The 19,891-nt window shown below is 69.6% G+C and carries 16 protein-coding genes; 6 read left to right on the top strand and 10 right to left on the bottom strand.

Features of this window, described 5'->3' with window-relative positions; all coding sequences use genetic code 11:
- Nucleotides 1–48 precede the first annotated feature (48 nt).
- The 4 genes from ACWGH4_RS12485 to trhA form a co-directional block, all read right to left on the bottom strand.
- A complete protein-coding gene (locus ACWGH4_RS12485; RefSeq protein ID WP_453459160.1) occupies nucleotides 49–1,803 on the bottom strand; it encodes an NlpC/P60 family protein in 1,755 nt (584 codons plus the stop codon).
- 77 nt (nucleotides 1,804–1,880) lie between these two features.
- Nucleotides 1,881–2,504 (bottom strand): TetR/AcrR family transcriptional regulator, encoded by a 624-nt coding sequence (locus tag ACWGH4_RS12480; protein ID WP_453459158.1) that lies wholly within the window; start codon nucleotides 2,502–2,504, stop codon nucleotides 1,881–1,883.
- Nucleotides 2,505–2,509: 5 nt separating this feature from the next.
- Complete coding sequence (locus tag ACWGH4_RS12475; protein ID WP_453459155.1) at nucleotides 2,510–4,018, bottom strand: MFS transporter; 1,509 nt, start codon at nucleotides 4,016–4,018, stop codon at nucleotides 2,510–2,512.
- A 98-nt stretch (nucleotides 4,019–4,116) separates the two neighbouring features.
- A complete protein-coding gene (gene trhA / locus ACWGH4_RS12470; protein WP_441263906.1) occupies nucleotides 4,117–4,794 on the bottom strand; it encodes a PAQR family membrane homeostasis protein TrhA in 678 nt (225 codons plus the stop codon).
- A gap of 207 nt (nucleotides 4,795–5,001) precedes the next feature.
- On the opposite strand from trhA, the gene ACWGH4_RS12465 reads away from it, so the two are divergent.
- Nucleotides 5,002–6,822, top strand: a complete 1,821-nt coding sequence (locus tag ACWGH4_RS12465; protein ID WP_453459152.1) for a phosphoenolpyruvate carboxykinase (GTP) — start codon at nucleotides 5,002–5,004, stop codon at nucleotides 6,820–6,822.
- A gap of 245 nt (nucleotides 6,823–7,067) precedes the next feature.
- Nucleotides 7,068–8,783, top strand: coding sequence for an Ig-like domain repeat protein (locus ACWGH4_RS12460; protein WP_453459149.1), 1,716 nt, complete (start codon nucleotides 7,068–7,070; stop codon nucleotides 8,781–8,783).
- A gap of 68 nt (nucleotides 8,784–8,851) precedes the next feature.
- Here ACWGH4_RS12460 and ACWGH4_RS12455 read toward each other — a convergent pair whose 3' ends face one another.
- Entirely contained in the window at nucleotides 8,852–9,637 is a 786-nt protein-coding gene (locus tag ACWGH4_RS12455; RefSeq protein ID WP_453459147.1) for a hypothetical protein, read from the bottom strand.
- A gap of 512 nt (nucleotides 9,638–10,149) precedes the next feature.
- Nucleotides 10,150–11,763: a hypothetical protein gene (locus tag ACWGH4_RS12450; RefSeq protein WP_453459144.1), complete on the bottom strand. Its 1,614-nt coding sequence runs from the start codon at nucleotides 11,761–11,763 to the stop codon at nucleotides 10,150–10,152.
- A 285-nt stretch (nucleotides 11,764–12,048) separates the two neighbouring features.
- On the opposite strand from ACWGH4_RS12450, the gene ACWGH4_RS12445 reads away from it, so the two are divergent.
- The gene (locus tag ACWGH4_RS12445) at nucleotides 12,049–13,593 is read left to right on the top strand and encodes a glycosyltransferase family 39 protein (RefSeq protein WP_453459141.1); all 1,545 of its coding nucleotides are present in this window, start codon (nucleotides 12,049–12,051) and stop codon (nucleotides 13,591–13,593) included.
- A 258-nt stretch (nucleotides 13,594–13,851) separates the two neighbouring features.
- Nucleotides 13,852–14,997, top strand: coding sequence for a glycosyltransferase (locus ACWGH4_RS12440; protein ID WP_453459138.1), 1,146 nt, complete (start codon nucleotides 13,852–13,854; stop codon nucleotides 14,995–14,997).
- Nucleotides 14,998–15,156: 159 nt separating this feature from the next.
- Here ACWGH4_RS12440 and ACWGH4_RS12435 read toward each other — a convergent pair whose 3' ends face one another.
- Nucleotides 15,157–15,543 (bottom strand): SCO4983 family protein, encoded by a 387-nt coding sequence (locus tag ACWGH4_RS12435; RefSeq protein WP_453459135.1) that lies wholly within the window; start codon nucleotides 15,541–15,543, stop codon nucleotides 15,157–15,159.
- Between the two features lie 90 nt (nucleotides 15,544–15,633).
- Nucleotides 15,634–16,845, bottom strand: a complete 1,212-nt coding sequence (locus ACWGH4_RS12430; RefSeq protein ID WP_005312781.1) for a pyridoxal phosphate-dependent aminotransferase — start codon at nucleotides 16,843–16,845, stop codon at nucleotides 15,634–15,636.
- 360 nt (nucleotides 16,846–17,205) lie between these two features.
- Between ACWGH4_RS12430 and ACWGH4_RS12425 the strand changes: the two genes are divergently transcribed.
- On the top strand, nucleotides 17,206–18,039 hold the full coding sequence (locus tag ACWGH4_RS12425) for a putative protein N(5)-glutamine methyltransferase (protein ID WP_453459132.1): 834 nt from the start codon (nucleotides 17,206–17,208) through the stop codon (nucleotides 18,037–18,039).
- Nucleotides 18,040–18,123: 84 nt separating this feature from the next.
- On the opposite strand, the gene ACWGH4_RS12420 is transcribed toward ACWGH4_RS12425, so the two are convergent.
- Entirely contained in the window at nucleotides 18,124–18,357 is a 234-nt protein-coding gene (locus tag ACWGH4_RS12420) for a chaplin (RefSeq protein ID WP_453459130.1), read from the bottom strand.
- A gap of 289 nt (nucleotides 18,358–18,646) precedes the next feature.
- Nucleotides 18,647–19,057 carry a rodlin gene (locus ACWGH4_RS12415; protein ID WP_441263915.1) on the bottom strand — a complete coding sequence of 137 codons (411 nt, stop codon included), beginning with the start codon at nucleotides 19,055–19,057 and terminating at the stop codon, nucleotides 18,647–18,649.
- Between the two features lie 158 nt (nucleotides 19,058–19,215).
- Between ACWGH4_RS12415 and ACWGH4_RS12410 the strand changes: the two genes are divergently transcribed.
- On the top strand, nucleotides 19,216–19,857 hold the full coding sequence (locus tag ACWGH4_RS12410) for a vitamin K epoxide reductase family protein (RefSeq protein WP_453459127.1): 642 nt from the start codon (nucleotides 19,216–19,218) through the stop codon (nucleotides 19,855–19,857).
- Nucleotides 19,858–19,891: the final 34 nt, after the last annotated feature.

Below are 19,891 nucleotides of genomic sequence, written 5' to 3'. Positions count from 1 at the left end.
GGACCGGACCGACGCCCTCCCCTGGCCGGCGAGGGCGTCGGCGCGGCGTCAGATGCGGTGCACGGTGTGCAGCGTCCTGGCGTACGTGCCCGTGCCGTCGAGCAGCGACGCGCCGCCCAGGTCGGACATCGTCGGCCCGTCGACGGTCTTGCGGCTGGACAGGAAGCGGCGGCTGCCGGCCTGGTCCAAGCCCAGGTAGATGCCGACGTGGTCGACCGTGGCGCTCACGCCGTCGTCCCCCGAGTCGGCGTTGAACAAGACCAGGTCACCGGGTTGCAACTGCGTGGCGGCGGGCGGCCGGGTGCCGTCGGTCCGGTCGATGCGGACGCCGGGCGCGTGCTCGGCCATGTCACGCGACCTGCGCGGGAGCCGGGTGCCCGACGTGTCCTCGCCCGCGGCCAGCGGCACGCCCAGGTGGAAGCCGTAGACCATGCGTGTGTAGCCCGAGCAGTCGAGGTTGCCGACCTGCTTGGCGGACGGCCCCGTCCAGGTGCCGTCGGGGAAGGTCCAGCCGAGGTTCATGTACTCGTGGAAGTCGGCGCCTTCATAGCGGTCGCCCCGCGGATCGAGGTATCCGTACCCGGCCTCGCCCAGCACCTGCTTGTCCTTGGCCGGTCCCGTCCCGCTCGTCACCGCCGGGGCGCCGGGCAGGAACATGGCCGCGTGGGCGAGGACGTCGGGAGCGGTGGAGCCGGCCCAGCCGCGTATCGTCTGCTCGAGCTCCGGTGTCCAGCTCCCGTCGAACGGCTGAGGCAGCACCCGCACCCAGTCCCGGTGCGTGACGCTGGGCGGCGTCTCCCAAGCGGCGGCGTCGACCTGGAAGCGGCTGACGGTGAGCCTGACGGGCAGATTGGTGCAGCCGCTGTTGGCCAGTGCCCGCAGGCCGACCCGTCCGGCGCCGAATGTGGAGTCGCTGACGTCGACGGCCCAGGCGGACGGCTCCGCGAGGTCCGATCGCCATGCCTTGGCCCGGATCCGGGTGCCTTCACGGCGCACCCGGATCGTCCAGTCGGTCCCGGCGGGCACACCGGTGGCGAGCGTGAGGGCGGAGGCCAGCTGGGTGACGTTGTCGGCGACCTCCTTCTCGACGCGCAGTTCGACCGCGCCCGAGGTGAGGAACGACAGCCGGGCCCGGTAGTTGTCGTGGGTGCTCTGATAGCCGAAGGACAGCGCGTACGAGCAGGCCTGACCGGTGGGCACCTTGTCGAACCGGGCCACAGAACGCACGTCGACGTCGGTGATGCCGTCGTCGCGCACGCTGGCGTGGCGGCTCGCGTGGTCGGTGGTGAGGGCGATGACGCCGGCGCCGGGCGCTACCGAGTAATCGGTCTCGTCGGGCCCGAGCGTGGACCAGCTGCCGCCGCCGGGCGTGCTTCCCCAGTAGCGGCGCTCCGCCGCCGGCAGCGCCAGGTCCGGCAGGGTGCGCCCGAAGTCGTCCGTGTACGGCTTCTTGTTCTCGGTGAACGTCCTTTCGGGGCCGGGCAGTACGACGGTCCGCGCGCCATGGGTCAGCAGCGCGACGCGTTCGCCGCCGGAGGTGACCTCGGTCCGCGCCGGGGTCCCCGGCAGCACGGTGGCGGTGAGCGGAGTGTGCAGCGTCAGCCGGGTGAAGTACGAGGCGTCCAGCGGGGCCTGGGTGACGGATGAGCGGGCGGTGCCGAGGCCGGCCGGGGCCGCGAGCGGCGCCGCGGCCCGGGCGGGCCCCGCGGCGCGGGCCGGGGCGGCTGTCAGAGCGCCGAGCGGGACGGCAGCGGCGGAGGCGGCGAGGACGGCGAGAAGACCACGCCGTGAGGTGTTCGACATGCCGTCATGATCGGGCAGCGGATCGCCGCCCGGTACGGCAGCCCCCGGAGGGCGAACCTCCCGGCGCTGCCAGGCGATCAGAGCCGCAGGCCGCCCTCCAGCACGTCCAGCGTGCGGTCCACGAGAGCGACCAGGTCGTCCTGCTGCCCGCGCTCGCCCCAGTGGATCAGCGCCTCGCGCAGCGCGGCCATGACGGCGGCGGTGAAGACCCGTACCTCCAGGTCGTCCGGTTCCCGGCCCGCCCGGTCGGCGATCGGGCGGGCGAGCAGCTGGGAGGTCTCGGCCATCGTCTCGGTCATCCGGGCCCGCAGGGCGGGGACCTCGAGCATGAGCCGGGTGCGCAGCTGCATCTCCTCGGGCTCGTTCTCGAGGATCGCGGCGACGGCGTCGGTCAGGATGACCCGCAGGGACTCGAGCGGCGGTTCGTCCGCAGGCCGCGTCCGCAGCACCGCTTCCATGACCGGGTCGAACTCGTCGGTGAGGACGATGTCTTCCTTGGTGGGGAAGTAGCGGAAGACCGTGGAGGGAGAGACCTCGGCCGCCGCCGCGATCTGCTCGACCGTGGTCGCGTCGTACCCCTGCTCGGCGATCAGCCGGTACGTGGCCTTGCGGATCGCGATACGGGTCTTGAGCTTCTTGCGCTCCCGCAGCCCCATCGGGGGCTGGTGCTGTTCGAACGGGAGAGGTGCGGTGGCGGCCATGGTCGTCATTGTCGGGCATCCGCCGTCGCCCCGGCCACGTCCCGGGTCACGGCGGCCACGGTGCTTCCCGTCCTCGGCAGCAGGGCCGCCGCGAGGAGCGCCGTGATCAGCGCGGCGATCCCGGAGACCAGCAGCACCGCACCCATGCCCCTCGCGTACGCGGCGTCCGCCGCCGAGGTGAGCGCCGGGTCGCCCAGCAGATGCGCGGCGATCACGGAGTCCCCGGCCGCGTCGGGCGCGCCGGCCGGCAGCCGGCTTTCGTAGACGGCCGCCAGCAGCGACCCGACGATCGCGATCCCGATCGCGCTGCCGACCTGGCGTACGGTCGTCAGCAGCCCGGAGCCGGAGCCGGCGCGGTCCGGCGGCAGGGTGTCGATGGCGGCCGTCATCGCGGGCACCATCGAGAAGCCGAAGCCGAGCCCGGCGACCGACAGCCACAGCGCGGTGAAGCCGTAGCCGCTCTCCGCGGTGACGCGGCTGCCGAGGAAGCCCGCGAAGGCGAGAACGACGAGCCCGGCGGTGATCACGGCATGGGCGCCGAACCGCTCGGCCAGCGGGGCACCGCCCTTCGCGGCGACGATCAGCCCGCCCATCAGGGGCAGCATCCGCACCCCGGTGCCGAGGGCGTCGTTCCCGAGGACGGCCTGGAGGTACGGCGGGAGCACGAACATCAGCCCGGAGAGCATGAACATCGCCAGGGTCACGGTCAGGGTGTTGAGCAGGAACGAGCGGTCGGCGAGGAGAGCCATGTCGAGCATGGGCCGTGCCGCGCGCCTCTCCCGTACGACGAGGGCCGCGATCAGCACCGCGGCGGCGGCGAGTGCGCCGAGGACCACCGGGTCCGTCCAGCCGCGGACGGGCGCCTCGATGATGCCGTAGATCAGCGCGCCGAGACCGGTTGCGGTCAGCGCCGTGGACAGGACGCCGACCCGGGGCGCCACGGGGTCGCGGGTCTCCGGCAGCAGGAACAGGCAGGCGGTGATCCCGATCGCGACCATCGGGATGTTGACGACGAAGACGGAGCCCCACCAGAAGTGGTCGAGCAGCCAGCCGCCGACGACCGGTCCGAGCGGCAGTCCGAGCGCGGAGGCGGCGGTGACGACACCGACGGCCTTGGCCCGCTCCCGGCCGGCGAACAGCGACGGCACGACGGCCATGCCGAGCGGCATCACGAAGGCGGCGCCGACGCCCATGGCGGCGCGTGCGGCGATGACGGTGGTGACGTCGTCGGCGAGGGCGCCGGCGACCGAGCCGGCCAGGAAGACGCCGAGGCCCGTCACCAGCATCCGCCGGCGGCCGAACCGGTCGCCGATCAGCCCGGCGGGGAGCATCAGGGCGGCGAAGACCACGATGTAGCCGTCCGCCATCCACTGCTGCTCCCCTGTGGTGGCGCCGAGCTGTTCCGCCATGGCGGGCAGGGCCACGTTCAGGATGGTCATGTCGAAGCCCAGGACGAGCAGGCTCGCGACCATCGCTGCCAGTGCCCACCAGCGCCGGGCGTCGGGTGCGGACATGACGCACCTCCTTCAGAGAGTCAGTGTCAAATGACAGTAACTCTCAAAAAGAGGTGAGCGTCAATATTTGGTTGTGGTCCTGAGCCGGGCACCCCGGCTCAGGAGTGCTGGTACGCCACCAGGGAGATCCCCACGTAGTGGACGATGAACGCCGCGAGCGTGAGGGAGTGGAACACCTCGTGGAAGCCGAACCACCGCGGTGACGGGTTCGGTCGCTTGAGCCCGTAGATCACGCCGCCCGCGCTGTAGAGCAGGCCGCCGACGACCACCAGCACGAGCACGGCGATGCCGCCCTCGCGCAGGAAGTCGGGCAGGAAGAACACCGCGGCCCAGCCCATCGCTATGTAGCAGGGCGTGTACAGCCAGCGCGGTGCGCCCACCCAGAACACCCGGAAGGCGATCCCGGCCACCGCGGCCACCCAGACCGCCCACAGCAGTACCCGCCCTGTGGACGAGGGGAGCAGGAGCAGCGTGAGCGGCGTGTAGGTGCCCGCGATGATCAGGAAGATGTTGGCGTGGTCCAGCCGGCGCAGCACGGCCGTGGCGCGCGGGCCCCAGTTGCCGCGGTGGTAGAGCGCGCTGACGCCGAAGAGCAGGCAGGCGGTCACCACGTAGACGCCGCAGGCGATCTTGGCCTTGGTCGAGTCCGCGAGTGCGGTGAGGGTGATTCCCGCGATCACCACGGCGGGGAACATTCCTGCGTGCAGCCACCCGCGCAGCCGCGGTTTCACCGGGGGCGGGTCCATCTCGGTCACGTCGGGCATGGCTGCAGTCATGCCCGAATGTTACCTACGCAACCGTAGGTAACAGTGACGAGTGGCGATGCTCACGTGAGAGGGCCTCTGGACATATGGGCATTCGGCACCGATGATCAGATGAGTGCGGTCGGCACCGGATGAGCGCCAGCCAAAAGTAGGTATGAAGCATCCGGGTCGCGGCCCCCACGGGGCACAAACCAAACAAACCCTCACTTAGGAGCGATCGTGGCGCGCGACATCGCGGCTCCCAGCGTCCCCACCAATCACCAGGAGCTCATTTCCTGGGTCGACGAGATCGCAGCTCTCACGCAGCCGGACAACATCGTCTGGTGCGACGGCTCGGAGGCCGAGTACGAGCGGCTGGCCGAGGAGCTGGTGGCCAAGGGCACGTTCAAGAAACTGGACCCGATCAAGCGCCCCAACTCCTACTACGCCGCGTCCGACCCCTCCGACGTCGCCCGCGTCGAGGACCGCACCTTCATCTGCTCCGAGAAGGAGGAGGACGCCGGCCCGACGAACCACTGGAAGGCGCCTGCGGAGATGAAGGACATCTTCGCCGGTGAGAAGGGGATCTTCCGCGGCTCGATGAAGGGCCGCACGATGTACGTCGTGCCCTTCTGCATGGGCCCGCTCGGCTCGCCGCTGTCCGCGATCGGCGTCGAGATCACCGACTCCGCGTACGTCGCCGTGTCCATGCGCACCATGACCCGCATGGGCCAGGCCGTCCTCGACGAACTGGGCGAGGACGGCTTCTTCGTCAAGGCCGTCCACACGCTGGGCGCGCCCCTGGCGGAGGGCGAGGCCGACGTCCCGTGGCCGTGCAACTCCACCAAGTACATCTCGCACTTCCCCGAGACCCGTGAGATCTGGTCCTACGGCTCCGGCTACGGCGGCAACGCCCTGCTCGGAAAGAAGTGTTACGCGCTGCGCATCGCGTCCGTCATGGCCCGCGACGAGGGCTGGCTCGCCGAGCACATGCTGATCCTCAAGCTCACCCCGCCGCAGGGCGAGTCCAAGTACGTGGCTGCCGCGTTCCCGTCCGCCTGCGGCAAGACCAACCTCGCCATGCTGGAGCCCACGATCTCCGGCTGGACGGTCGAGACCATCGGCGACGACATCGCCTGGATGCGCTTCGGCGAGGACGGCCGCCTCTACGCGATCAACCCCGAGGCGGGCTTCTTCGGCGTCGCGCCCGGCACCGGTGAGCACACCAACGCCAACGCCATGAAGACGCTCTGGGGCAACGCCGTCTTCACCAACGTCGCGCTCACCGACGACGGCGACGTGTGGTGGGAGGGCATGACCGAGGAGCCCCCGGCCCACCTCACGGACTGGAAGGGCAACGACTGGACGCCCGAGTCCGCGACTCCGGCCGCCCACCCCAACGCCCGCTTCACCGTCCCGGCCTCGCAGTGCCCGATCGCCGCGCCGGAGTGGGAGGACCCGAAGGGCGTGCCGATCTCGGCGATCCTCTTCGGCGGCCGCCGCGCCTCCGCGGTCCCGCTGGTGACCGAGTCCTTCAACTGGCAGCACGGCGTCTTCCTGGGCGCGAACGTCGCCTCCGAGAAGACCGCCGCCGCCGAGGGCAAGGTCGGCGAGCTGCGCCGCGACCCCTTCGCCATGCTGCCGTTCTGCGGCTACAACATGGGCGACTACATGGCCCACTGGCTCAAGGTCGGCGCCGATGCGGACGCGTCCAAGCTGCCGAAGATCTACTACGTGAACTGGTTCCGCAAGAACGACGCCGGCAAGTTCGTCTGGCCCGGCTTCGGCGAGAACAGCCGCGTGCTGAAGTGGATCGTGGAGCGCCTCGAGGGCAAGGCCGAGGGCGTCGAGACGCCGATCGGCATCCTGCCGACGCGCGACGCGCTCGACACCGAGGGCCTGGAGATGCCGGAGGAGGACCTCGACTTCCTGCTCAAGGTCGACGCCGAGGTCTGGCGCGAGGAGGCCGCTCTGGTTCCCGAGCACCTCAACACCTTCGGTGACCACACGCCCAAGGAGCTGTGGGACGAGTACCGCGCACTGGTGGCCCGCCTCGGCTGAGCCACCCCGTAGGCCGCGTGGCGGGGCGCCCCGACATCCGCCCTGACCAGTGGGGGTCACGAACGACCCGTCACGCGTGAACGGCCCCCGGAGCCCCCTCAGGCTCCGGGGGCCGAAGTCTCTCGTTGTTAAGGCGCGGCGCCTTGCGTACACGCATCGCTCACATGTTCCATGGGATCTTCATGTTCGACGATGAACGTGAATTGAGCCTGTGGGGGGCACAGTTGAGCGCTTTTCAGTACAACGTGAGACGTCTTGCCGCGATGGTGGCCGCATTCGCGGTCGGCGGCACGGGGCTCGTCCTCGCGGCGCCCGCCGCACACGCGGCGGAAGCGTCCGACGTGGTGGCGAAGCTGCCCGCTTCCTCGTTCTCGGACATGGTGGTCGACTCGCGGAACCAGCGCGTCTTCATCTCCGACAAGTCGGCAGCCGCCCTGTACGGGGGCTTGGTCGTCGCCTACGACTTCGAGGGCCACCGGGTCGGTTCATTCACCACCGAGACCCGCGCCTCCGGTCTCGCGCTGAGCGAGGACGCGGCCACCCTGTACGTGGGCCAGCGCGAAGGCGTCTTCGCCTACGACACCCTGACCCTTCAGGAGACCGGCCGCACCGGCGTCTACCAGGACTACTGCGGCCGGGAACTCGCGGTCACCGGAACCAAGCGCTGGCACACCACCACCCCCGCGTCCAACGACTCCTACTGCGACCAGAACCGGACCGACCTGGACTCGGTGGTGGGCGGGGTGCACACGCGCACCAACTGGAACGCCGCGGGCAAGCTGCTGCTGGCGACCGGTGACGGGGCGGCGGACCGGCTGTTCATGGGCCAGGCCAAGGGCCCGGTCTCGCCCGACCCGTTCCTCACGTCGTTCGACACCTCCGGCGACACCCCCGTGCGCGGTGACTCCCGCCGTTTCGCGGACGCCGAGGGCAAGGGCGCGCTGGACCTGAAGGACATCGCCGTCAGCGCGGACGGCAGCCGGCTCGCGGTCGCCGACGCCGCGTACGGCACGCGCCTGCTGAACTCCGGCGACCTGAGCGACGCCGGCCCCGGCTACCAGCCGCTGCCCACGGGCGCGACGGCGTCCGCCGTCGCCTTCAGCGGCGACGGGAAGTACGTGGCGCGCGGAGCCTCGGCCACGGGCAGCACCCCCGACCTGCTGATCCAGCCGGCCGACCCGGCGAACGGCACGACGGCGATGGAGTTCGCCTTGGAGGGCGACCTCGACGGAAGCCGTGTCGTCCCGCGCGGCCTGGAGTGGTCCAAGGACGGCTCCCGGCTGTTCGCCGTCACCACCAACGCGTACGGCAACGCCTTCTGGCTGCACATCGTGCAGCCCCCGGCCGCCCAGTACGACTCCCGCTTCTCCGGCGCGCTGACCCGCACCCCGGGACAGGCCGTCGTCGGCGAACCGGTCGGCATCCGCGGCCGCCTCGAACTCGACGGCACCGCGCCGGCCGAGCCCGTCAGGGTCAGCGCCGTACGCACCACGGCCGACGGCACGCGCAAGCTCGCCGAGGCGGAGGTCGCGGCGGACGGGACCTTCACGGTGCTGGACGTGCCGGACGCCGTCGGCAGCGCGACCTACACGGTCTCGTTCCTCGGCGACCTCACCCACCGCCCGGCCGAGGACGTCTCCCTCACCGTCGACGTCGCGAAGGCGCCGACGTCGATCGCGCTCACGGCTCCGGCGGAGGCGTCGATGGCCGCCGGCGTCGAGATCACCGGCAGGCTGACCGCCCAGGGCCGCGCACTCCCCGCCGGCGTCACGCTCGCGGTCGAGCGCACGGACCGGCTGGGCACGGGCACCCTGTCCTCGGTGCCGGTCGCGGCCGACGGCACGTTCACGGTCAAGGACCTGCCGCGCGCACGGCGCGATGTGACGTACACGGTGTCGTACGCAGGCGACGACCTGCACACCGGCAGCCAGGCGTCGGTGACGGTGTTCGTCACGCGCTGAGCCGGACATACGTGTGCCGTGCCCGGTCGGCGCCGGGCACGGCACATGTCAGGGGGCCCTGACGGGGATCAGGACCGCTTCAGACTCTTCGAGAGGCCCTTCTCGACGGCCCGCGAGTTCGTGAGCGGCTCACTTGCGAGCGCCGCGTTCGGCAGATCCGTCACTTCCCTCCACTGGGACTGAGGGATCTGCCCCTGCGCCGGGGCCGGGCACACGAGGGTTTGGCCACTACCGTCGCAGTGCAGGGTGTAGACGTCGCCGTCCGTGGTGATGATCTTGTAGAACGCGTCACTACCGTTGGCGTCGACCGAGACGCCGCAGACTGTGGCCTCCGCGGGGTAGCCGGCGATGTCACTGAGGTCGTCCCAGCCCGGGGCGTTCATCGGGCCAGAGGTGATGACAGTGTTCTCCGGGTTGGGAATGACGTCGCGCTTGCCGGAGAAGGGCACCCCGTCGAAGAGCGCGGCCAAATACTGCTCGTTGCCGTTGGGCTGCGTCGAGTCGACCGTGATGCACGGGCCGGTTTCACCGGTGTCGCCCTTCGGGCCGGTTTCACCGGTGTCGCCCTTCGGGCCGGTTTCACCGGTGTCGCCCTTCGGGCCGGTTTCACCGGTGTCGCCCTTCGGGCCGGTGTCGCCCGTGTCGCCGGTGTTGCCCTTGTCCTTGCACTTGTCGTGGCCGAGGTCGAAGTCGTCGCCCATCGGACCCATGAAGCGGGAAAGCTCAAGGTCGTACCCGTTGCCCTTGCACTCGTCCCCCTCAGGGGACTCGTACGCCGGGCCCTGCTGGTGCTGCACACCGGCTGCCATTGCGGTGCCGGAGAAGCCGAGCATCATCAGTGCCGCCGATGCCATTGCACCGCCAACGAGCCACCTGCCCCGCTGGGGGAGAGGGCCGAAACTCGAAGAGGTCCTGTTCTCAGGACTCATGTGAATTGCTCCTTGTCGAACCGAGAGGTGATCCGGAAGCTCCTCAGCTTCCCCCGGCATCATTCGGTGGCTCGCGCGATGCCGTTGAGAGGCACGCAGAACAAGTCAACACAATGGAGTAATTCAGCGCTTTCCGATTCAACGATGCTGGTCTGCTGTCAATTTGTCTCATTGCTCGGAGCGGATGCGAGATGCGCGAAAGGGTAGCGGCGAACGGGTGATCCGGCTGAATGATCCGGGTCTCCATGCGCCGTCGTCCGGACCTGATCAGCCGAATGTCGGCTTCTTCGCTTATGGCTGAGAGCGTTCCCGTGAACCGTCCGGCAGGCGCGGTGGCCCCTACGGCTCCTTGACCAGCTTCAGCGGCCACTCGCGTCTGCCTTCGCGCGCTCGGCCCTGTTCGGGCCCAGGCAAAGACTCCGGTACGTGATTCGGCCTCAGCCCACGACTCTGTAGAGAACCTGCCCGTTGGGGCCGAAGCCCGCGATGCGCAGCGCCGGATCGTTCCGCGGCAGTCCGCCTTCGTTGTGCGACTGCAGCACCCAGCGGGCCCGGTAGCGGTGCAGAATATCCAGGCGACGTGCGCGCGGGGTGTCAGCCGCGAAGTAGCTGTCAACGGCTGCCTTTCGCTGTTCCTGGTCCGGCAGGAAGATGTCGTCGAAGCCGGGGGCGACGGCGTGGATGCCGTACGCCGGGAGCATCAGCGAAGCGCCGCGGGAGGACATGACCGTATCGCCGCGCTGGACCCCCAGCGGCTTGAGCCACTCGTAGCCTTGCCAGGACGGCCAGCTCTTCTCCTGTACGGCCTTCGGCAGCGCGTCCCACGCCAAGACGTATCCGAGCGTGCCGGCCTGCGTCCATGCCCCGAACAGCAGCGCGACGCCCGCCATCGCCGCGTACACCTTGCGGCCGACGCCGGCGACGCCCTTGGCCAGCGCCAGCGCCGCCGCCAACTGGGCCGGGATGAACACCGCGGGCAGTGCCCTTCCCCACGACCAGTGGCCGGTGAGCCCCCCTACCGAGACCATCAGCGTTCCCAGGGCAAAGAAGATGACCAGGGGGTCGCGCCGGTCTCGACACCACCGCTCTACCAGGGCGGCCACGCCCACCAGCGCCAGACTGACGCGCACCGGCAGGTCGTCGTACAGAGGGCGGTGGATTTCTTCGAGTCCCTCGAAGCCGAAGAGTGAGAAGAAGGAGTAGTACGGCCACACCGCGAGCGTCACGATGCCGAGCGTGACCCCGCCTGCCAGCCGCAGCAGTGTCGCCCGGGCAGGCCAGGGCCGGGAGCCGAGCAGGAGCGCCAGCGCCCCGAGAGTCGCGACGACCCCCGAGTACTGGTGGCTGAGCAGGATCACCCCCCACATCAGCCCGAGCCCGCCGAAGGCGGGCCAGGAGGCAGCGCTGCGCAGCGCTTTGGCGAGCAGCGCCCAGAAGTGGAAGGAGAGTGCCACGACAAACGTGCTGGGGTACGAGATCGCCACCGCCAACGAGGCGAGTTCCAGGAATCCGCTCCACGCGAACCACGGCGGCCCCCACAGCAACAGCAGGCACACGAGCGCCAGCGGAGCTGTGCGACGGGGAGCGCCGAGCGTCCGGCTGAAGTGCCAGATGCCGGTGAGGAGCGTGCTGACGGAGACCACTGCGGCGAAGCGCATCACCGTGAAGGTCTCGACCCCGGTCACCTGGGCCAGGATGCTGAGCAGAACCGTCCACGGCGAGTAGTACGGACTGTCGCTGTCGGCGTCCACCTGAGGGCTCCCCGGTGCCAGGAGATCGCCCCGCAAACTCTCGATGGTCGCCGCGTGGATGCCGAGGTCACCGTTCCACGGCAGTCGCGAGATCAGCAACAGAAGGATCACGGTGAGCAGCAGGGCCGCTCCTTGGACGATGCCGCGGCCCGCGGCGTCGGGATCGAAGCGGAACGGCGTCGAGGCGGCCGTGCGGACGGTAGGGCCGATGCCGATGTCGTCGCGGTGTGCGCGCTGCCGCCAACCCACCGCGGATGGCGGGGTGGAGGGGGGTGCGTCGTCGACCTGAGGGTGATTCATTTGTCCAGTTTCTACATTCTTGGCTTGCCGCCTATCCGCGACCCGCGGGTCGCCGTCGACGCCGGCGGTGGGCCGGTGTCCCGGCCGCCCGCGTCGCCACAGGTTCATGGCGTGGGAGAGCGGGACGGGCATTTCGCGGCGCAATGGTTCGTAGCCCTGCCGCTGCCGCCGCGCGGGAAGCGGAGGGCGAGCACTTGGCCGCCCCCAGGGCCGAACAGGGGAAAACGGCTACAGCTCAACGCTGTTGTGACATCGGCGGAGTGCCGGAGCCACTAAGGGTTTGGCATGTCTCTTCCCTCTCCCCTTCTCTCCTCCACCGTCACCCGGGATCCGGATCCCGCCGTCCGGACCGCCGGCACCGCCCGAACACCGCAGGACGCAGAACGACAGCACGGGAAGCGCCACGGTGTGTGGCTGTGGCCCACGCTGGTCACCCTGGCGGTCGTCACCTACCGGATCGACCGCCCCCTGTTGTGGGGCGACGAACTGACCAGCTGGGACGTGGCCTCTCGCAGTGCGGCGCAGCTGTTGGGCACGGTTCAGCGCGTGGATGCGGTGCTCGCCGCGTACTACCTGCTCCTGCACGCGTGGATGGGGGTCTTCGGGGATTCCGCCATGGCTCTGCGGCTGCCTTCGGCGCTGGCGATGGCCGGCGCCGCGGCATGTGTGGCTTTGATCGGGCAACGGCTGTTCGGCCGCCGCGCCGGGCTGGCCGCCGGCCTGCTGTTCGCACTGATCCCGGCGGTCAGCCGGTACGGGCAGGAAGCACGGCCGTACGCCATGGTGGTCTGCGCCGTCGCTCTGGCCACCCTGCTGCTGCTGCGCGCCCTGGACCGCCCGGGCAGCCGGTGGCGCTGGGCAGGCTACGCCCTGTCACTGGCAGTTGTCGGTCTGCTGCACCTGGTGGCACTCACAGTGGTCGTAGGACACCTCGCCGCGGTGGCCACGCGGGCCTGCGGCAAGCGCCGGACCCTGTTGCGTTTCGCTGTCGCGGTCCTGGCCGCAACGGCCTGCGCGACACCCGTGCTACTGATGGGCAGGGCACAGTCGGGTCGCCAGATCTCCTGGATCCCCAAGCCCGACGGCTGGGGTCTGCTCACCCTGTGGCCGCAGCTGTATGTTTCCGCGCTGGTGGCCGGGGCGGTCATGGTGTGCGCGGTGATGGCCTGGCAGATGAATCGCGGCGCGGCTTGGTTCGCGACCGCGACCGCAGTGCTACCACCGCTGGTGCTGTGGATCGTCTCGCACGGGGACCTCTCCTACTTCTATCCCCGTTACATGTTGTTCGTCCTGCCGGCGTGGGCGGTCCTGGCCGGAGCCGCACTTGCGGCCGCGCCGTCCGCGAAATTCACCGCGGCGGCCATGGTGGTGCTCGCCGTGCTCACACTCCCCGACCACGAGCCGATCCGGGAGACGGGTGGGCATTCGAGGCAAGCCGTGGACTATGAGGGGGCGGCACGCGTCATCGAAGAGCATTACCTGCGGGGTGACGCCGTGATCTACGACCGTGCGGAAGAGCGCATGCTCGGGGTCGGTGTCCACTTCTACCTGCCCCGCGAGTTGCGGATGCGCGATGTGTTCCTCGCGGAATCAGCCGCCGACCGCAGCGACCTGTCGTCCGCCGATTGCCCGGTACCGGCGCGGTGCCTGGGCAACGAACGGCGGGTATGGCTCGTGGTCTTCGGGAACATGCCGGATCCCCTCCAGGGATTGACCGACGCCCAGGAGCGCGCTCTGCGCGCTCAGTACACGGTGAGCGGCACCAAGTGGCTGAACGGCCTGAATGTGTCACTGCTTACGGGAACCCATACGCCCCCGCCCACCCGGTGATGAGGCACCGATGACACCCCGCTCGGGAGTCGAAAGGGTTCACTCTGCCACGAGTTCGTGGAGCTGGGCATTCACCGGTATCGGCCAGTTGCGGCGTCGCTCGGTGAACGCAGGCAGTTGAAATGGCTTTTGGGAGAAAAAGCGCCGCCAAGGGGCCGTAAGTGGCCCGAAGGGGCGACGCTTCAGCGCGCCGTGCCGCCCCGTCCCCTGCCAAGTCCATAGATTGCACGCGCATATAGCCGCGGGAATGGTGATGCCGTGAAACCGTCCATCTGCCTCTGCATGATCGTGAAGAACGAGTCGGCAGTCATCGAGCGCTGCCTTGCCTCGGTCCGAGATCTCATCTCCACCTGGGTCATCTCCGACACCGGGTCGACCGACGGTACCCAGCAATTGATTCGCAGTGCACTCAGGGGAATTCCTGGCGAACTCCACGAGGAACGCTGGGTCGACTTCGGCCACAACCGCAGCCTGAACATCAGTCATGCCCGGGGTAAGGCCGACTATCTTCTGCTACTCGACGCGGACCAGGTGCTGCTTCAGAAGGGGCCTCTGCCTCCGTTGTCAGCCGCCGCTTACATGCTGCGCCATGAAGGCGCTACCGAGTACCGGATCAGACGGCTGGTCCGCGGCGACATCCGGTGGCGGTACGAGGGTGTCACCCACGAATACCTCACCACGGACGAGCCGGCCGACCAGGCAAACCTCGACGCACTCGTCGTCCAGCATTTCGCCGACGGAGGGGCGCGCCACGACAAGTTCGAGCGCGACGCCCGTCTGCTGGGTGCCGAGATGGAACGCGACCCGACCAATACCCGCACAGTGTTCTACCTGGCTCAGACAATGCGCGACATGGGCAAGAGCGAGGAGGCCATCGCCCTCTACGAGCGCCGCGCAGAGATGGGCGGTTGGGGCGAAGAGGTCTATTTCTCCCTGCTCCAGGTCGGCATCCTCAAGGCCGACAGTGGGGACTGGCCGGGTGGCATGGATGCGCTCGTACGGGCATGGGAATCACGGCCCAGCCGTCTCGAAGCCGTCTATCAGCTGTGCTCACGGCTGCGTGTCAAGGGCCATCACCGCGTCGCCCATGCCTTCGCCAGTGCGTGCATCGACCGAAAGGCGCCGGAGGATCTACTGTTCGTGCAGCCGTGGGTGTACCGCTGGGGCCTGCTGTTCGAGTACTCCATCAGCGCGTACTGGGCAGGGGACTGGGCCGGCTCCCGCCAGGCATGCGACCGTCTTCTGGCGATGCCCGATCTGCCGGAAAGGATCCGTAAGCAAACGCTGCACAACCGGCAGTTCTCGGTGAACCGCTTGGCGCTCGAGCCGGTCGCTGCCCTCCCGGCGGGGCGCCGCGCGCCCGCCAAACCGCGAGGGGTGCGGCAAGTGCGCCGACGAAACTGAGATGCCGGGCCGCAACCCCGCTTCGCGCCGGGAGGGCTTGCCAGGGATCTCGAGAACCCCTGACCCGGCCGGGTCTACGCGGACAAGCGGCACCCGGTCCTCAGCCTCCCCGGGCGGGGCACGTCCCGCGCCGAAGGCCGCGGGGGTGGACCGGGGCCGTCAGGGGGCGCCGACGAGGTGCTTGTCCTCGAGCGCGGCGGTGTGCGCGTCCATCCGCTCGGCGGAGAGGATCGCGGCGGCGGTGTCCGCGCGCGACGCGGCGACGACGAGGGCCCGGCCGGCGAGGGCGAGAGCCCGCCGGTGCAGATCGGCCGGGTCGGCGCCGCTGAGGCCCGCGTGGCGGGCCGGCGGCGCGCCACGGAGCCTCGAGACCTGTTCCGCGATGGCGTCCGCCGCCCGGTCGAGGCCCAGTTCGTCGGTCACGGCCAGGAGCGCGGCGAGGTGACCGGCCAGCTGGATGTCCAGCTCCTCCTCGCGGCTGCGGTGGGGGTACTGCGCCTCGTCGGCCACCGAGTGGACCGACTTGGTGCGGATCGGCTCGTACATGGGGATGGCCTCCTGCTCACAGTCAGGAGACCATCCTACATTGGATCGAGTCTAAAGTTGAGTGGCTTCGGGCGGCCCGTGGGCGGCGCCCTACGGCTGTCCGTATCCGTCCAGGAAGGTGCCGATCCGGGTCACGGCGTCCGCCAGGTCCTTCGCCGTCGGCAGGGTCACGATCCGGAAGTGGTCCGGCTCCGGCCAGTTGAAGCCCGTGCCGTGGACGACCATGATCTTCTCGGCCCGCAGCAGGTCCAGCACCATCTGCCGGTCGTCCTTGATCTTGTAGACCTTCGGGTCGAGTCGAGGGAACAGATAGAGCGCCCCCTTCGGCTTCACACAGGTCACCCCGGGAATCTGCGTCAGCAGGTCGTACGCGACGTCCCGCTGCTCCAGGATCCGGCCGCCCGGCAGCACGAGCTCCTCGATCGACTGCCTCCCGCCGAGCGCCGTGGCCACCGCGTGCTGCGAGGGCATGTTGGCGCACAGCCGCATGTTGGCGAGGATCGTCAGCCCCTCGATGTACGACGACGCGTGCGCCTTGGGGCCGCAGACCGCCATCCAGCCGGCCCGGTAACCGGCCACCCGGTAGTTCTTGGACAGCCCGTTGAAGGTGAGGACCATCAGGTCCGGGGCGAGCGCGGCGGTGGGGGTATGGGTCGCGCCGTCGTACAGGATCCGGTCGTAGATCTCGTCGGAGCACACGACCAGGTTGTGGCGCCGGGCGATCTCGGTGAGGCTGCGCAGCATCTCGTCGTCGTAGACGGCGCCCGTCGGGTTGTTCGGGTTGATGATCACGATCGCCTTGGTGCGGTCGGTGATCTTGCGCTCGATGTCCGCGAGGTCGGGCATCCAGTCGGACTGCTCGTCGCACCGGTAGTGCACGGCCGTGCCGCCGGACAGCGACACCGACGCCGTCCACAGCGGATAGTCGGGCGCCGGTACGAGTACTTCGTCGCCGTCGTCGAGCAGCGCCTGCATCGACATCTGGATCAGCTCGGAGACGCCGTTGCCCAGATAGATGTCCTCGACGCCGAGCTCGATGCCCTTGGTCTGGTAGTGCTGCATCACCGCCCGCCGTGCGGACAGCAGCCCCTTCGCGTCGCCGTAACCATGGGCGGTGCTGAGGTTGCGGAGGATGTCCTCGAGGATCTCCGGCGGGCACTCGAACCCGAAGGCGGCCGGGTTGCCCGTGTTCAGCTTGAGGATGCGATGACCTGCTGCCTCGAGCCGCATCGCCTCCTCGAGGACCGGGCCCCGGATTTCGTAACAGACGTTCGCGAGCTTCGTGGACTGGATCACCTGCATGTCTGTGAGCTTACGGGCGCATAACGCTGATCGCTCCGTGTTTTGGGCCACCGGGAGCACGGCGTGAATGTCTGCTTTGTTGCTCACCGGGTGGCACGGTCGCGGCCCCTTCGAAACCGGGGCGAGGAAGGCCGGACACCTGTGAAACCGGCGGTCGGTCGCATGGGTGTTGCCCTCGTCACCTTCCGGTAAGGTGGCTCGCCCGAGCAGTGCTTCCGGCGATCCGGGAGCGGTGCCACGACCGAGGAGGTGAGACCCATTCCCGCAGCAGCAGGCTGGGCGCTCTCTCCCACAGCCGTACGGTCCACCGGGCACAGGTGACCGCGAGGGCGCCCCCGTCGGTGCCCCCGAAAGGCTTTCATGTCGGTCTTCGAGCTGTACCCGTCCCCTTCCTCCGTCTCCTCCGTCGTCTCCGCGCTCCGCTCCGCGGGCTGCGTGTTCGCCGAGGACGAGGCGGATCTGTTGATCTCCGCCGCCCGCGACCACCGCGAACTCGCCGCCATGGTCGAGCGGCGCGTCCTCGGTCTCCCTCTGGAGCACGTGCTCGGCTGGGCCGAGTTCCGCGGCGTGCGCGTGGCCGTCGACCCCGGGGTCTTCGTGCCCCGTCGCCGCAGTGAGTTCCTCGTCGGCCGGGCGGTCGCCCTGGCGCCGCCCCGCCCCGTCGTCGTCGACCTGTGCTGCGGCTCCGGAGCGCTGGGGGCGGCGGTGCTGCGCGCCGTCGGCGCCGGTGAGCTGCACGCCGCCGACATCGAGCCCGCCGCCGTGCGGTGCGCCCGGCGCAACGTCGAACCCGTCGGCGGCCGGGTCCATCAGGGGGACCTCTACGAGCCGTTGCCGCCCGCGCTGGCCGGCCGGGTCGACGTGCTCATCGCCAACGCCCCGTACGTACCCACCGGCGAGATCGGGCTGCTGCCGCCGGAGGCCCGTGACTTCGAGCCCTTGGTGGCTCTCGACGGCGGCGCCGACGGGCTCGACATCCAGCGGCGGGTGACCGCGGGGGCCGGCCGGTGGCTGGCGCCCGGCGGGTCCCTGCTCATCGAGACCAGCGAGCGGCAGGCGCCCGCGACCGTGGCCGCTTTCACCCGCCACGGACTCGAGGCGCAGGTGGCCGTCTGCGAGGACCTGGACGCCACCGTCGTCATCGGGACGCGGCCCCGTCACCGTGCCGGCGTGGAGGGCGCCCGGGCCGATTGACCCGGCGGCGGACATGGCGGGGCCCCGGGGCGATGGCGCACCCGGGGCCCTGCCGGCCGGCGCCGTCGGCGCCGGCCCGAAGTGTCAGAGGTTGGCGCAGCCGTTGCCCCCGGCCGGGTTCAGCAGGCCGATCACGCTGATCGCGTTGCCACAGGCGTTGACCGGGACGTGGACCGGGACCTGGATGACGTTCCCGGAGAGCAGGCCCGACGAGCCGGCGGCGAGGCCGTCGGAACCCGAGTCGGCCATGGCGGGCGCCGCGCTGCCCAGGGCCATGATGATGCCCGCGACGACTGCTGCAGCCTTCATGTGCTTCATTTCGATCCTCTCAGCAGTGACGCCATGCGTAGCCACGACCTTCGCGCCACGCTGCCGGATTCTGTGCGGACGTGCGTCACCGCAGAACTAGTAACGATTCGTTTCCCGCTCGGAACCCACTCCGAGGCCGGTGAATGGAAAAGTCACTCGTATGCCTCATGATTCATTCTTCGAACCGTGTTCCGGATTTCGCTCCCGAAATTCCCGTGACGCCGCTGCTCATTTGTTCCGGGCAAGGCTGCGCCCCCGGGCGCGCTGCGCGCTCGGGGGCGTACCGGGGAAGGTGCGACTAGTCGACGGCCGAGCCGTTGCCCGACAGGACCGGGATGTCGCTGAGGATGTGCGACAGCGGCTCGTCACCCTTGGCCTGGGTGGAGTTCTCGACGCACTGCTGGTTCTGCGGGGCCGACAGGATCGGCACGTCCTGGACGGCGACCGGGATGAGGCCGATGAGGGACCCCACGTTGGCCTTGGCCGGCAGACCGATGCAGGGCTTGTTGAGCGAGCCCTGGATGAGGCTCATCTGCGGGCTCATGTCGCCGTGGGTGGCGGAGTTGCCGTACTCCTGAGAGGCGAAGTTGCCGCTCGCCGAGTTGGTGCCCCCGTCGTTGCCGAGAGCCAGAGCCTGCGGGGCCATCATTGCGCCGGCACCCGCCATGGAAGCCGTGACCATGGCCGTCGTCAGAATCTTCTTGATCACTTACTTGTCCCTTTTCGCTATGAACGCTCGAACGAGGAGCAGACTGATCAACTGCATCTGCGCCGTTTGGTTCCGGGCATTCACCCGAATGCCGCAATGTGGATCGGGACTGGTGCACAATTGGCGACCCTGCAAGCTATCCGATCGGTGAATTCAATATGACAATTTTGGCGACCGGGCCCGTGTCCGCCGAGGAGAAGGGACGGCGGCGGGCCGTCAAGGAGGGCGTCGGAGGGGGCCGGGCCCTCGCCAGGCTGCTCGTGATCACGGGCGCGGCGGGGCTGCTGGCGGCGTGGGTCATCATGACGGACAAGATCAAGCTCGCCGAGGACCCGGGCTTCACACCCGGCTGCAGTCTCAACCCGGTGGTGTCCTGCGGCAGCGTCATGGAGAGCGACCAGGCGACCGTCTTCGGCTTCCCCAACCCGATGCTGGGCCTGGCGACGTACTCCGTGGTGATCGGCATCGGCATGGCGCTGCTGGCAGGCGCACGCTTCGGCCGGGCCTACTGGCTGGGCCTGAACGCCGGTTGCGGCTTCGGCGTCGGCTTCTGTACCTGGCTGCAGTACCAGTCGCTGTACGAGATCAACGCGCTGTGTCTGTGGTGCTCCCTCGCCTGGGTCGCCACGATCTTCATGTTCTGGGCCGTGACCGCGCACAACGTCCGCCACCGGCTGCTGCCCGCGCCCGCCTGGCTGCGCGGCTTCCTCGACGAGTTCGGCTGGGTGCCGCCGGTCCTGCACACCGGTGTGGTCGGCATGCTGATCCTGACCCGCTGGTGGGACTTCTGGACCTCCTGAGGCGGTGCGTGACGACGAAGGACCCCGGCGGCCC

It is taken from the genome of Streptomyces sp. NPDC054847, assembly GCF_053610925.1.
This window is presented reverse-complemented; position numbering and strand designations above follow the sequence as displayed.

Bases quoted from the DNA above. Each gene is read 5' to 3' on its own strand.
- ACWGH4_RS12450 (WP_453459144.1), bottom strand. From the start codon at position 11,763: ATGAATCACCCTCAGGTCGACGACGCACCCCCCTCCACCCCGCCATCC.
- trhA (WP_441263906.1), bottom strand. From the start codon at position 4,794: ATGACTGCAGCCATGCCCGACGTGACCGAGATGGACCCGCCCCCGGTG.
- ACWGH4_RS12485 (WP_453459160.1), bottom strand. From the start codon at position 1,803: ATGTCGAACACCTCACGGCGTGGTCTTCTCGCCGTCCTCGCCGCCTCC.
- ACWGH4_RS12455 (WP_453459147.1), bottom strand. From the start codon at position 9,637: ATGGCATCGGCGGCACTGATGATGCTCGGCTTCTCCGGCACCGCAATG.
- ACWGH4_RS12410 (WP_453459127.1), top strand. From the start codon at position 19,216: ATGACAATTTTGGCGACCGGGCCCGTGTCCGCCGAGGAGAAGGGACGG.
- ACWGH4_RS12425 (WP_453459132.1), top strand. From the start codon at position 17,206: ATGTCGGTCTTCGAGCTGTACCCGTCCCCTTCCTCCGTCTCCTCCGTC.
- ACWGH4_RS12420 (WP_453459130.1), bottom strand. From the start codon at position 18,357: ATGAAGCACATGAAGGCTGCAGCAGTCGTCGCGGGCATCATCATGGCC.
- ACWGH4_RS12445 (WP_453459141.1), top strand. From the start codon at position 12,049: ATGTCTCTTCCCTCTCCCCTTCTCTCCTCCACCGTCACCCGGGATCCG.
- ACWGH4_RS12475 (WP_453459155.1), bottom strand. From the start codon at position 4,018: ATGTCCGCACCCGACGCCCGGCGCTGGTGGGCACTGGCAGCGATGGTC.
- ACWGH4_RS12430 (WP_005312781.1), bottom strand. From the start codon at position 16,845: ATGCAGGTGATCCAGTCCACGAAGCTCGCGAACGTCTGTTACGAAATC.
- ACWGH4_RS12480 (WP_453459158.1), bottom strand. From the start codon at position 2,504: ATGGCCGCCACCGCACCTCTCCCGTTCGAACAGCACCAGCCCCCGATG.
- ACWGH4_RS12435 (WP_453459135.1), bottom strand. From the start codon at position 15,543: ATGTACGAGCCGATCCGCACCAAGTCGGTCCACTCGGTGGCCGACGAG.